Source organism: Bacillus sp. T-10(2022) (genome assembly GCF_056502895.1).
This window is the reverse complement of the sequence record NZ_CP113518.1, coordinates 3,911,457-3,925,214: the sequence shown is the minus strand read 5'-3', so window position 1 is coordinate 3,925,214 and position 13,758 is coordinate 3,911,457. Positions and strand designations below refer to the sequence as shown.

The 13,758-nt window shown below is 37.4% G+C and carries 13 protein-coding genes; 10 read left to right on the top strand and 3 right to left on the bottom strand.

The genetic code is table 11. From position 1 onward, the window contains the following. Window positions 1–22 precede the first annotated feature (22 nt). The 5 genes from OSJ91_RS19200 (at window position 23) to OSJ91_RS19180 (ending at window position 5,588) form a co-directional block, all read left to right on the top strand. Window positions 23–1,135 carry a glycoside hydrolase family 113 gene (locus OSJ91_RS19200; RefSeq protein WP_485890238.1) on the top strand — a complete coding sequence of 371 codons (1,113 nt, stop codon included), beginning with the start codon at window positions 23–25 and terminating at the stop codon, window positions 1,133–1,135. A gap of 587 nt (window positions 1,136–1,722) precedes the next feature. Further along, a complete protein-coding gene (locus tag OSJ91_RS19195) occupies window positions 1,723–3,003 on the top strand; it encodes a hypothetical protein (protein ID WP_485890237.1) in 1,281 nt (426 codons plus the stop codon). A 108-nt stretch (window positions 3,004–3,111) separates the two neighbouring features. Beyond that, window positions 3,112–3,669: a serine O-acetyltransferase gene (locus OSJ91_RS19190; protein ID WP_485890236.1), complete on the top strand. Its 558-nt coding sequence runs from the start codon at window positions 3,112–3,114 to the stop codon at window positions 3,667–3,669. Between the two features lie 609 nt (window positions 3,670–4,278). Beyond that, entirely contained in the window at window positions 4,279–4,767 is a 489-nt protein-coding gene (locus OSJ91_RS19185; RefSeq protein WP_485890235.1) for a VanZ family protein, read from the top strand. 647 nt (window positions 4,768–5,414) lie between these two features. Then, window positions 5,415–5,588, top strand: coding sequence for a hypothetical protein (locus OSJ91_RS19180; protein WP_485890234.1), 174 nt, complete (start codon window positions 5,415–5,417; stop codon window positions 5,586–5,588). On the opposite strand, the gene tagU is transcribed toward OSJ91_RS19180, so the two are convergent. After that, a complete protein-coding gene (gene tagU, locus OSJ91_RS19175; protein ID WP_048681289.1) occupies window positions 5,574–6,503 on the bottom strand; it encodes a polyisoprenyl-teichoic acid--peptidoglycan teichoic acid transferase TagU in 930 nt (309 codons plus the stop codon). The genes OSJ91_RS19180 and tagU overlap by 15 nt on opposite strands. A gap of 155 nt (window positions 6,504–6,658) precedes the next feature. Between tagU and OSJ91_RS19170 the strand changes: the two genes are divergently transcribed. From OSJ91_RS19170 to OSJ91_RS19150, 5 genes are all read left to right on the top strand, one after another. Further along, window positions 6,659–7,444, top strand: coding sequence for a hypothetical protein (locus OSJ91_RS19170; protein WP_485890233.1), 786 nt, complete (start codon window positions 6,659–6,661; stop codon window positions 7,442–7,444). Window positions 7,445–7,447: 3 nt separating this feature from the next. Next, window positions 7,448–7,825 carry a GntR family transcriptional regulator gene (locus OSJ91_RS19165; protein WP_350299556.1) on the top strand — a complete coding sequence of 126 codons (378 nt, stop codon included), beginning with the start codon at window positions 7,448–7,450 and terminating at the stop codon, window positions 7,823–7,825. Next, on the top strand, window positions 7,822–8,514 hold the full coding sequence (locus OSJ91_RS19160; protein WP_485890232.1) for an ABC transporter ATP-binding protein: 693 nt from the start codon (window positions 7,822–7,824) through the stop codon (window positions 8,512–8,514). The genes OSJ91_RS19165 and OSJ91_RS19160 overlap by 4 nt, the downstream gene beginning before the upstream one ends. Window positions 8,515–8,913: 399 nt before the next feature. Next, on the top strand, window positions 8,914–9,876 hold the full coding sequence (locus tag OSJ91_RS19155) for a hypothetical protein (protein WP_485890231.1): 963 nt from the start codon (window positions 8,914–8,916) through the stop codon (window positions 9,874–9,876). Window positions 9,877–10,086: 210 nt separating this feature from the next. Beyond that, window positions 10,087–10,734 carry a DUF2642 domain-containing protein gene (locus tag OSJ91_RS19150; RefSeq protein WP_413019015.1) on the top strand — a complete coding sequence of 216 codons (648 nt, stop codon included), beginning with the start codon at window positions 10,087–10,089 and terminating at the stop codon, window positions 10,732–10,734. Window positions 10,735–10,763: 29 nt separating this feature from the next. Here OSJ91_RS19150 and OSJ91_RS19145 read toward each other — a convergent pair whose 3' ends face one another. Further along, entirely contained in the window at window positions 10,764–12,029 is a 1,266-nt protein-coding gene (locus OSJ91_RS19145) for a replication-associated recombination protein A (RefSeq protein ID WP_485891924.1), read from the bottom strand. A 225-nt stretch (window positions 12,030–12,254) separates the two neighbouring features. After that, on the bottom strand, window positions 12,255–13,247 hold the full coding sequence (locus tag OSJ91_RS19140) for a nuclease-related domain-containing protein (RefSeq protein WP_485890230.1): 993 nt from the start codon (window positions 13,245–13,247) through the stop codon (window positions 12,255–12,257). Window positions 13,248–13,758: the final 511 nt, after the last annotated feature.

The following is a 13,758-nucleotide window of genomic DNA, read 5'->3' as shown; positions in this document are numbered from 1 at the left end:
ATTAAAATAAAAAAGGAAAGTAATGGTTAAATTCCCAAAATTAAGGGTTGAAATGATGCTTAAACATTTTATATTGATTTTTATTAGTGTAATATTATTAATATTTTCATTTATAAATAATGATAACAATCAAGTGGGGAATGATATTTCCCTTGAACAACACGGGCAAACATCAGTAAAGCAAAAGGGAGTAGCAATAACACTGTTTGACTCAAACAATAGTGATAGTTGGTTTGATATTACTTTACCTAAAATAAAAAATTTAGGGGCAGAATTAGAAGTTGTTACAGCAGTAACGGTTCAAAATGAAACCGATTCAAATCCAGTCAATGATCCAAAAATCTATGAAAAAATTCATCGTTTAGTTAAAAAAAGTAAAGAATACCAAGTACCAATTACAATTATAAAGCCCCATATTATGTTCCCTAATTTTGGAGATAATCTTGATAGAGGGTTATATAAACCAAGTGATGTGGATTTGTTTTTCCGTAACTGGAAGGAAATACTCTTATATTATGCATATATTTGCACGGAAAATAACATACCTATTCTAAGTTTAACAACCGAAACGTCAGAACTAACTCAAAATAAATATGTATCTCAATGGATGGTAATAATTAATGATATAAGAGCAAAATATCCTCAGTTAAAAATTACAATGTCCTATAAAAAAAGTGAGTTAGATAGGGAGTTAATGTATCATGAGCAAGGGCTAAATAGTATAAGTACCTCTCTTGATTACATATCTTTAAATATGTATCCAAAAGTTAGAAGGTTAAATGCAAATACCTCAGAAAAAGATGAGATATTTATAAATGAATCAAGTACATATGGGTTTGTTGAAGCTATAAAGAAGGCAAATCAATATTTCAATAAAAATATTTTAATTACAGAAGTCGGCGCAACACCTAAGTCAGATAAAACAAAAGATTATATTGATCCGTTTGTTTTTGTTAATGAAAATACTAAAACAAATGATTATGTTGATCAAAACGAATGGATGAAGAGAGTATTAGGTGTATTATTAAAAATGGACGAAGTAAAAGGAGTTTACATTTGGCATGTCAATCCTCCATTTGATTTCTTAGATTCACCGACAGCTGAAACCATAAAAAAAAATTATGAGAATCACTAGAAACAGCTAGTAGTTACTATTTATTCATATAACTTTTTCATCCATTTTATATTCGATTATTATTTTCTTTAGTAAAATTCTTTTAATTGAAGAGATTTCTTTTAAAACTGAAAGCATAACTTTAGAAAAAATAAGAGATGATTATAAAGTGAAATTTTTAAAAAAAGTTTCAATTTATTGAGGGTTCTGTGGCCTATTGTTCAGATGCATCTATTAGTTTCAGCTCCCTCTTTTTTTGAAATAGACCTATCCAAATACAAAATATCTAATATCTTGTCATAACAAAGAAAAAGGCAAGAAATCTTATTTGTAAATTCCGCTAATTGGATTTTCAGTTCTATTGGTTCGTATTTCATCTTAAAAAGCAAAGAAATAATAAAGTTGGCTATTATATTTATAAGTTATGAAAGAAAGCCTATTTTTATAGTCCTTTTTTAGTTAAGTAGTTTAGATTTCTAAGCGTTATAAGTGCTAAATGATATTAATTGGATAAGACAACAGTTAAAATAAAGTTTAACATTCTCTTGATATAAAATCTTGTATGTGTAGAATGAATTAGAGATGTTAATCATGGATGGTGATTATAAATGGAATCAATTCAATCGATGAAGTTTTTACAGTCTGATAGAGAACATAAAATTAAAATTAACATAACACTCTTAATGGTTATTACGTTATTCATTATTAATGAAGCTGTTAGAGGTATGTTTAGTGATATTTTTAGTATATTTAATATTTTCTTCTTAGTAATTGGTATCTTTTATATTTTAAAGGTATATGCGAATAATCAATATAACTATTCTTTGTTATTATTAACAGTTGTTTTTTCTGCATTCTTATTATTAACATTATATAAAAGTAGCTCTAAAATGTATTTATTGTCAGCAATTATTAGCATGATAATCCCTTTATTTTTAATAAGTTTAAAAATAACCCATGGTCAAGCATTAGCGGGATTAAGAACTTTTAATAAAATTTATAATCCATTAATAATTATCTTACTAATAGTTGGGATAATTGACTATGTTACAAACAGTTCTATTCAAATGTTTTTAGTGAAAATGGGAACACCTTTTAAGGATTTAATTCTAATAGAACAAAACTGGGGGATTTATAGGTATTATTCTTTTATGGGACATCCTTTACAAGGTGCTAAGTATTTTCTGATTTTTTATATGATGAATAATATTTATGCTAGATATTCGAAACCAATGATTAGAGGGTATTTAGTATCGGTTATTACATTAATTGGTTTAATTTTGTGCGGTAGTAAAGTGGGGCTAATTGTTGGTATAGTTTTAATTTTATTATTTAATAGTTTAAAAAGATTTAAATGGTTATATTTTGTCACTGTTTTGCTGACATTATTAATCTTTGTGAATACACAGTTATTTAAAGATAATATTGGAATGAGATTTAATACTGATGATCTATCTTCAGGTAGAAGTGATTTACTGAACTTGTATTTTAGTGCACTAAAAAACGATAATATAGACTTTCCTTCTTTTTTTACAGGTGGAGGATATCAATACTCTCGTGATATTGTAACTTATTTGAATTCACAGATAAACAATTTTGAATATCCTCTGCTAATGTTTATTAATGATTATGGGATTCTATGTACTTTGATTATATATATACTTACTCATATTTACCCATTATATATATTTTGGAAAAAAAAACAATTCTATATTTTTTTTGTTTTCAGTGGGTTTTTAATTTTTCTAAATACTAATAATGGCATTACTAATTTAGGACAGGATGCTTTTGCACAATTATGTTTTTTGATTTTAATATTAATTCATTTAAAACCCTATAAGAATAAGTTGAATTTACAAACAAAAGATTGTATGGATAGGATAACCTAATACTACTCTTTTATAAAAAAGTTAACTTTCATGTTTATTTTTCACCCAAAAAGCGCCTAGTTTAAATTTACTTATATATCATTATGATAATTTGAAGGGAATAATGCAATGATAGAAAAAGTATTCGTTAAATTAATGGGAGGCATTTGGTCTCTCAAAGACAAATGTATCAAGGATAATAGCAAAATTTTGATACGACTTTATAATAGTTTCTTGGATAAAAAAGGTAGCTATATAGGCTATACCTCTAAGATTGAAAGTGTTCCAATATTTCCGCATGGAATTAATGGTATTTTCATTTCTGGTTCTTCAAAAATAGGAAAGAACTGTGTAATCTTTCATCAAGTAACAATAGGGTCAAATACACTTCCAGATTCAAAAGGGCAAGGTTCTCCTACAATTGGCGAAAATTGTTTCATAGGTACTGGAGCTAAAATAATCGGAAACCTAACTATCGGGGACAACGTTAGAATAGGTGCGAATTGTGTAGTATTTCAAGATATCCCAAGTAACTCAGTTATTGTTGCACAAGCTCCCAGAGTTATACAGAAAGAAAGCAATAATAATAAATATTATTCAAAAAATAGTAACGGTAAATGGGTCTTTATGAATAATGGCAATTGGGTTCTGGAGGAAGACGAAAATATTCTAAAAATGCTTCAATAATTTGAGTGAATAACATTTTAATTATATGATGTGCAGTAGGATAAAACTATAAGGTAAGTAAGAGTGAGAGATTAGCTTTAAGCTAGTCTTTTTTTTATAAATAGTCTTCTCCAAGTCTATTTGCTGTTTCGTCCTTTTCTTACTAGATAAGTACATATTTGAAGGACTTATATAGTTAGGTGGCCTTCCATAAAAAGACAAATAAATCAATAATAAGTAATAAGTTAAATAAGGTATTGAGGAGGCTGAGAAATCGTCCAATTTTTGTTTCTTTTTGATATTTATCTATACATATACCTTATTAATAAATCCGTTCCTTCTTTTATCAAATGTTTAATGTTTCAAGCTTATCAGGTATATACCACTTGCCAAACCCCACTCTATATGTAATTATCAAATAAAAGAGCTGAATTCCTTATTTTTGAAAAGTAAGAATAAGATAGAAGTTTGAGATAGTGGCTCTATTATATTGCAGTGGAAATTTCTAATGGATTTTTTTGATATTTTAAAAGACACGTTTTCAAAATGAGAGTCTGGGGAGGATATTACTGTAACTGAACTCGAGCTTAAATAGAAACTAATAGGTATTTGGAAAGGGTTAATCAACATATGAAAAGTAAATACATATTCCCCATCCTTCTCATTTCATGGGCGATGCTGATCTTCTTTTTTTCCTCGCAGACGTATGAGGAGCAAAGCGTTACCCCTTTTTTGGCGCAGTTCAATACGCCGTATTGGTATGATAAGCTAAGTGGCATATCATTCATGTATGGAGGGGTTGAGGTTAGTGCCCATACTGCTGGAGTGAGTGGTTTTGTGGAGTTTTTCATTCGGAAGGGTGCCCATCTTTTTATCTTTTTTGTGTTTGGTTTTTTGACTTTGGGTGTTTGGCGCAGTTTTGTAAGGAATCCTATTCTTTCGTTTTCAGGGGCTCTGATATGTGTCCTTTTTTATGCGAGTGCAGATGAATTGCATCAGAAAATAACCGGTGGCCGTACCCCTTTATGGCAGGATGTCATGCTGGACACGTTTGGCGGTTTGCTTGGAATCTTCTGTTTTCTTTTCATTTATCGAAGGAGAAGGCGTCATCGGATCTGAAGTACTTATTTTCAATACATTTAATTAAGGAGCATGTCTGCAACATGCTTCTTTTTTGTCGTTTATGAATGCTACGCTATGTGGGTGGCTTGTATGATTTTCATTTACCGAGCGATTTTACAATATGGAAGTATAGGCCTTTCAGTATGATTTGTAGGCCGATACTTAAGAAAGTGAAGAACTGGATTCTGGATAGGGTTGGAGGGCAGCATAAAGCGGCCTATGAAATTCCAGTTACACAGGTCTTCAATTCTCGCATTGGGGTGTTTATATGGAACAAGATAGCTATATTATCAAAGAAAAAGGCGAATGCTGTTTGTAATGGGATTATCGGTTTAAATAGATTCCTCTCCTTTTTCAGGCTCGAGTTCGTTTTATTGAAAAGGGAGAGGCGTTGCTCTCATGTATTGCCGAAAAGAGCCACTTCTCATGAAACATATTTCATTCTTGATCGATCACTGATGGCTTTCAGAATAAACATTTTGTCCTGTTTGCTTAGCATAGCCCAGCTGCCTGCTTTGATTTTCATACAAATCCACTCCTTTTGTTTAGGATTATTTATTATAGTTGATGAATGACGGTTGATGGAATTCTGGGTCCAGTGAATGATAGTGTCAAGTGATTATAGGGGCAAGGGGAAGATGGAATTGTCAGCTCATATTAGATTATACCGTCTTTTAGTGCCTAATAAACAACAAAAATTCCAACAAATCTCTACAATTGGAGTTCGTTTTTTGTCAGAATATTGGACGGGGAAAATGAAAAAGCTGTCGGGATGCGGTTCCGGACAGCTCTTTCATTTTTTCTTATTTGATGGATAATTGTTCTTTTAATTCGGATTGGACCTTTTCTTTTTCTTCATCCGACACGATATTATAGTAGACTCCGTCGATTTTCGTTCCATTTCCTGGAATGGTTGCTTGTGTTATGCTTTTGCTAGCATCTCTGTAGTTCTTTTGGATGTCCATCATGTCATCAAAAGTTAAATTCGTCTGGATATTTTTACTTAATGCATCGAAGACATCATCGTATTTCGTCAGTGAAGAAAGGCTAGCGCCTTCCTTGATGACAGCCTCGATGATGGAACGTTGTCTGGATTGACGGCCATAATCACCATTCGGATCATCATATCTCATTCGTGAATATTTAAGCGCATCTTCTCCATTTAGATTAATGCTTCCCTTTGCAAAATGGACGCCTTCATAAGTGAAGTCCAAATCGTTTTGCACGGTCACGCCGCCGACTGCGTCCACGATATCCTTAAAGCCTTCCATATTGATCTTCATATAATAGTCGATTGGGATATCAAGAAAGTTTTCAACGGTATCCATGGACATTTTTGCGCCGCCGAAGGCAAATGCATGGTTGATTTTATCCTGTGTACCATGACCGACGATTTCGGTCCGTGTATCACGCGGAATGCTTAGCATTTTGACCGATTTCTTTTGTGGATTGACTGTCAAGACGATCATAGTATCTGAACGGCCTTTGTCACCATCACGTTCATCGACACCGAGCATGAGCATCGAGAATGGCTCCTGATCTGATAGTGCGAGGTCCTTAGTTCGTTTATCTGTAGTACGGTCTATTGGTGTATGCATCGTATCAACAGTTTTTGTCAGTGAATTCCATACCGAGTAGGCAAAAGCTCCCCCTGCTAATATAAAAAGTAGGACAATTATCCCGACTACCTTCAGCCATGTCCGTTTCTTTTTCTTCTTCTTTTCATGTCTCATATTTTACTTCCTTCCTCTTTTTGTAACCACTTAATCTATTATATTTAATTTCTTAATAAAATAATAGTATATTTTGCTATTTTATAATACCTTTGACATATTTTGGTGTAACTGTGTACTATGTAACTAGAACAATTCTTAAGGGGTTGGAAAAATTGAGTTCATTTAAAGGTTTAGTGCTAAAGGAGTGGTTGATTGGGAAATCCACACTTTTGTGGTTGTTGGTTGCGCAAGTTGGATTTGTGTTTATTTCTTTTTTAGTATCCAGGTATTGGGAAGTTGCAGGTATTTTTTATATGTCTACATGGGTAATCATGATCTTGCAACCATTTATTATGTTCTCTTTGATTTTTGGATGTTTGAATTATGAAGGGAAGACGCAATTGTGGATTTACAATCCCCAGTCTGCAGCGATGTTGCTTGGAAGTAAATTATTGTCATGTGTACTTTTTCAGGTAATTTCCATTTTATTTGCCTGTTGTTTAGTTTTCGTGGCTTTTAGGGTACCAACTAGTTATTTCCAGCAAGATTTTCACCTGGAAAATATGGAGTTGATAGGCCTGTTACAGGTAGGCGGGGTTATGACGGCGGTTAGTATTGTCATAGCTGTGCTTATGATGTTTTTATGGGTAGTGTATCATGCACTCGCAAGGATTCGACTTATTAAAAATATTCGTTGGCTGTTAGTGTTTCTTCTGTTTATAGGAACGGTTTTATTGAAAAATTGGGTTGGTCATACAATGCTATATCAGAAACTGAATGATATATGGGCTGTACCAGCTTTTAGCGGTTCGTCTTTTAGCTTGTCTCAATCCAAATTGGAGTTTTATTTGGAAGGCGGGGGAAATATTTCGCTTTTGACAAGCGGGTTGGATGTTATTGGATTAGTGATATTGTTCCTTGCTTCTTGTTGGCTGCTGGATCGAAAGATTGAGGTGTAAAGGATGCCAGAGGATTTTCATGCTTCAAAACCGATTTATTTACAGGTTGCCGATCGAATTTGTTATTCAATTGTACGGGGTGAGATAAAGAGTGGGGATAAGTTGCCATCGGTCCGCGAAATGGCTGTCGAAATGGGTGTCAATCCGAATACGATACAGCGTACTTATACCGAAATTGAGAGGGATGGAATTGTGGAGACGAGAAGGGGGCAAGGTACATTCGTGAAAAATGATCCGGCGCTGATTGCTTCACTGCGTACCCGGATCCGAACGGAAGTTATTGAGGCATTCGTTGAGAACATGAAAGAAATTGGCTTGTCGAGAGAAGAAATGCTGACAGCGGTACAGCAGTTTTTGAAGAAGCAGGGGGATGCGGAATGACGGTTGAACTGCATGATGTATCGAAAAAGTATGGTAGCGTTGCTGCCCTTGATGGTGTATCACTCACATTTGAAGTGGGGAAGATTTATGGGGTGTTAGGAGCCAATGGAAGCGGTAAGTCAACATTGCTCAAACTGATTGCGGGTCTCGCGAAACCGGATCATGGTGAGGTGACGGTCGCTGGGATGCCGGTATGCCGGAGAACAGCTTCTGTTGTTTCTTATCTGACAGAACTTGATTTTTTCTATCCCAATTTTACGGCAGGTCAGTATATTGATTTTCATGCTTCGCAGTTTGGTGATTTTAATCGGGATAAGGCAATTGAAATGCTGGAAACCATGAAATTGGATGTCCGGAAGAAGGTCCGTACTTTGTCGAAAGGGAATCGGGGAAGGCTTAAATTAGTGCTAGCCCTTTCTCGGGAGGCACCGGTCGTATTATTGGATGAACCATTCTCAGGGTTGGACGTTATGGTCAGGGATTCGATTGTCCGGAGCTTGCTATCTTCTATCGATTTTGAAAGGCAAATGGTTATCATGGCGACTCATGAAATTGAGGAAGTCGAAAACATCCTCGATGAGGTGATCGTAATCAAGGATGGAAAGGCCATTGGAAAGGAAGAAGCCGAAGATCTCCGCGAAAAAGGTGGGAAATCGGTAATCGGGTGGCTAAAGGAAAAACATAGGTAAATGTCATGCTCCAAATTTCATTTGGAGTTTTTTTCAGTTAAGGAGGGTGGTGCTTAGTGAAAGTTGAGAATGAAGGAATTGTCCATCCTAACTTGAAAAACGCAGGCAAGCTGCATATGACCGTGACAAAATCCGGGCAAAGGAAAGCCATTTCATTCTATATAGAGATTTGTTGATGTAACTCCGGAAAAAATTCCGGGGTTTTTTTATTAAAAAGTAAGGCCCTTTTTTAAAAGTTGAATAGAATGGAAAAAGTGATTTTTCAAAAGGGGATTTCTAGGCGTACGACGATTTCCTACAAAATGGGTGATAAGCAGAGTCCGTATTAGAAAGCAGGCGCATATATATGCAGTACGGATATCATTAAAGTATAAATAACTATTGGAGGCTAAAGGAAAAATGGCAGAGACTGTTGGTTTACCGTACCTTGATGCTTTAACAGGAAAATCGGTGAGGGTGTTTAAAGGCGGGCCTGATTCTAGAGAAGGCAGGCTTATAGGAGTATTAAGCGATTATATCGTTTTACAAACAGGGAAAGATGAACAAACTCAACTTGTGTATTACGCAAGGGATCATTTGAAAATCGTTGTCGCGAATGCGAAAAAGTCACAAGTCGATTTATTGGCCGAGGAAGAAGAAATAGTATTTCCGACCAGTTTTTTAGGATTGCTGGCAACTCTTCAAACTAGCTGCATTCAAGTGAATGGCGGCGGTCCGGCATCTAAAGTTGGCCGGGTTGTAGATGTGAAAGATGAATTTTTAGTTTTATCCACGGAGAAAGATGGGCTTGTTTTATACCCGATTTCCCATATTAAAAGTGTAACAGTGATAGAACAATCAGACGAACAATTATTGCCTGAATTTGTTTATAACGGAACTGATACACTAAATGGAATTCTGACTCGCTTAGTCCACAACTGGGTATCCGTTTTCGCTGGTGGACCTGAGAGGGTTGAGGGCATCCTGATGGAAGTGGCTGATACGTACCTTATCGTTGTGCATAATCAAGAATTATTTTATGTGACAACTGATCATGTCCAATTCGTTGCCTTAACTGTGCAGGTAGAGGAAGAAGCTGAAGAGGAATCAGGTGAAAACTCCGAAGATGGAGGTTCGTCAGACGGTGATGCATCAAACGCAAATTCAGCAAATGGAAATTCAGCAAACGGAAGTAGAAGAGATGAAAGCAGTTCATCAGAAGAGAGCAGTTCTTCATATGAAAGCTCTTCAAGCTCAAGCTCATATGAAAGCTCTTCAAGCTCAGAAGAAATATCAGCAAGACGCAGAAGTCCTCGTGCAAATGCATTCAAGCAAATTTGGATTGAGAACCTAATCAAAGCTTCAAATCAAAATATCCGGTAAAGAAATACCAAACAGGTACAGCAACCAAAATCGAGTTGTTGTGCCTTCTTATGGAAGGTGGACATGCCGTTATTGCCCAAGGTGGATTTATTGGGATTCGTTACACCATTTTGATTTTTTTCATTTTCAAAAGTTGATGTTCAAATGCTTGTAAAATGGCCAAGCAACCATTTTGTTTGGTTGATTTTAATATAAAGGGGGAAGAGTCGCTTGTTAGCAAAGCATATAGGCCAGTATATGGAACTGGAGCTCTCAGGGAATATACATGAAGCGGGGATTTTAATTGAAGTAAGTTCTGACATCATCGTTTTGTATACTGGAAAAGCCTACCGTTACATTCCATTCCGGCACATTAAGAATTTTTCCTTTCCTATAATCGATGAGGAGATTGGTTCGGGAGGAGAGCCGGAGATTGACGAGACATCGTTCCGAAAATTACTGATGAATGCGAAGGGGATGTTTGTTGAAATCCTGCTCACAAAAAAAAACTCGGTTCATGGTTATATCGTGGGCATCATGAATAACTATTTCGTCTTTTATTCGCCAGTATTTAAAACGATGTTCATTTCGATGGATCATTTAAAGTGGCTTTCGGTTTGCGATGATGCAAAGGGTCCATACGGTTTGAATAAAGGGGAACAATTGGCACAGGTTTCATCTTTAAGCTGGGCCCGGACATTGGAGGAGCAGGTGAAAAAGTTAACCAATAAACTGGTAGTGCTCGACTTGGGGATGCATCCGCAGAATATCGGGATGATCAGTGCAGTGAAAGATGGCATTATTGAGATGGTGAATGCTCAAGGGGAGGCGATTTTTGTCAACATGAGGCATGTTAAAAGTTTTCATTTCCCACAATAAAGAAACTCCGGGTCTGAAGTGATCCGGAGTTATTTCTTTTTCTCGATATTTTCATAGACCGAGGCAAGGGCTTGTTCAAATTTCCCGCTCTTTTTCGGTTTGTAGTATTTTTTTCTGCGCAGTTTGTCCGGTAAGTATTGCTGCTTCACCCAACCATTCTCGTAGTCATGCGGATAAAGGTAGCTGATGCCACGTCCGAGTTCAGTGGCCCCTTTGTAATGGGCATCCTTAAGATGATCTGGTACATCTCCACTATGGCCGCTGCGAATGTCGGAAAGAGCCGCATCAATTGCGGTAATAGCCGTATTCGATTTAGGTGATAGGCATAACTCAATCACGGAGTTGGCAAGTGGAATCCGGGCTTCAGGAAACCCGAGCCGTTCAGCGGCTTCGACTGCAGCGAGGGCCCTGGGACCAGCCTGCGGATTGGCAAGACCTATGTCTTCGTAAGCGATGACCACCATGCGACGGGCAATGCTGACAAGATCGCCGGCTTCGACCAATCGCCCCAAATAATGAAGGGCTGCATTCACATCACTGCCGCGAATTGATTTTTGGAAAGCCGACAGAACATCGTAATGGGCATCTCCATCCTTGTCATGTGAGAAGCTTTTTTTCTGCATGCATTCCTCGGCAATTTGCAGATCTATATGAATCGTTCCGGACTCATCGGGTTCGGTGGAAATGACGGCGAGCTCAAGAGCGTTAAGCGCACTGCGGACATCTCCGTTCGAAGCCGTTGCGAAATGGGTAAGGGCATCAAGGCTGACATCCGTTATATACGCACCAAGCCCGCGCTCTTCATCATGAAGTGCCCGTTCCAGAGCTTTGGTTATATCAAATTTTTCCAATGATTTGAGCTCGAAAATCTGGCACCTGCTTCGGATGGCCGGATTGATTGCATGATAGGGATTGCTGGTCGTTGCACCGATCAAGGTGATCATCCCGTTTTCAAGATAAGGCAATAGGAAATCCTGCTTCGCCTTATCGAGACGATGAACCTCATCAAGCAGCAGAATCACTTTCCCCGACATCTTAGCCTCGGCAGCCACGATTTCCATATCCTTTTTATTATTGGTCACCGCGTTCAGTGTCCTAAAAGCAAACTTCGTGCTTCCGGCAATCGCACTTGCAATCGAAGTCTTGCCAATTCCCGGAGGACCATACAGGATCATGGAAGAAAGCTGCTTGGCTTTCACCATCCTTGCGATAATTTTCCCTTCACCGACCAGATGCTCCTGCCCGATGATCTCATCTATCGACCGAGGCCGCATCCGGAAAGCAAGCGGTTTAATATTCATAGCGCACCTCTCCTTTTTATATAAGGTATCACAACTGATGGGGGAAATGCGCTGATTATGCTATAAAAGAGGGGGAATTCCTATTATAGTAGTCCGTGTGGGGATTTAATTTGTGCTGTGAGCTCGATAATTCAATCTATCAGCGGAATATTTCATCCTACAGGGGATTAATCCGACCTACCAGCGGAGAAATCCGACCTACCAGTGGAAAAATCCGACCTACCGGCGTAATAATCCGACCTCTGCTTCTATGAGAGAATTTAATAGATAAAATCTGCCTCTAGTATGTCCGGAATGATTCAATTTTAGTGAAAGTAATAGTTTTTTTGCACTGGATGGGGATTGGAGTTGTAGGAAGTTTCGAAATTCCTTATTGGTAATGGTAGGTTTGACGAGGTATAGATAATCATAAAGTGCCGAAATGTGAGCATCGAGGGAAAAATCCAAACAGGTACGGCAAATCCACTTTCTTGATTTCCGCTCCATCGAAAATGCATGACACTTATCGCAGAATACTCCGGTTTGGAGGGCGGTAATCGGAATTCTATAATTCTCTAGCGGTTTAGGAATATAAGGGATGTGACCATCAAGCAATAAATTCGATAATCGTTTCATTACTCTAGTAGAAAGGACCGCTTCGTTATACTTGTTTTTTAATTCCTCAATTTTAAGTAGAATCCGATCCTTACGTATCACTTTTCTATTAATATCCGTATTCCCGGCCCGAATGATCGTTGAAGAATTGGCACTGACAACGAGGGTTTCAACTGGAAGGTTGTTCATTCTTTTTGTTTTTAACCAGTCTAATAAGTGCTGTCGCTGCCGGCTCACTTGCAATATGGGATCATCAAAAGCTTCGGTTTTTCCATCTGGATTTGTACGGATAAGTTGATTGAATGCATTATCGAAAAAGATTTCACCAGCCATGTTTTTGACTTCAAGGATTAAAAGGAAAGAGGATGTGAGAATGAGGATGTCCATTTGGAAGGGGAAAGATGATCCAATTAGTCGGAGGTCATGAAAGAGTAGATACTCTTTTTCAGGAAGGGATTTAAGAGATTGGAAGACTCTGTTTTCACCGTTGTATCCGGCCTTGATTTTTTTGATATCTTCAATAATTGCCGGTTGCTTCGCATGTCCATGAGGTAAGCGTCTCATCAGAGCTTCGAGCATGTCTATTTTTAAAGGCATCTTGCAGTTTTTAATGATCATGATAACCACTCCTTATAGATTTAAGTGAAGTATTCTCGGTTAATAAAGTGATTTCCTGTATTTTAGTGAAATTAAATGTGGCATGTAACGTACTTTCTTATTAATTCGCCCTATCCCCGCAATAATCCGGCCGTCCGATCGAAAGATTCGACCTATCCCCGCAAAAATCCGACCGTCCGAGCGAAAAATCCGACCTAGCGTAAATAATCCAGCTTCCAAGCGAAAAATCCGTTCTAGCACCCAATAATCCGACCGTCCGGGCGAAAGATTCGACTTATCCCACAATAATCCGACCGTCCGAGCGAGAGATTCAACCTATCCCCGCAATAATCCGACCGTCCAAGCGAAAAATCCGCTCTAGCACCCAATAAACCGACCGTCCAAGCGAAAGATTCGCCCTATCCCGGCAATAATCCGACCGTCCGAGCGAAAAATTCAGTCCTAACCCAAAATGCTGTATAAAATTCGTCATCCCTATCGTTCACATTTCATTCTTTTCTTCCTTTTTCCT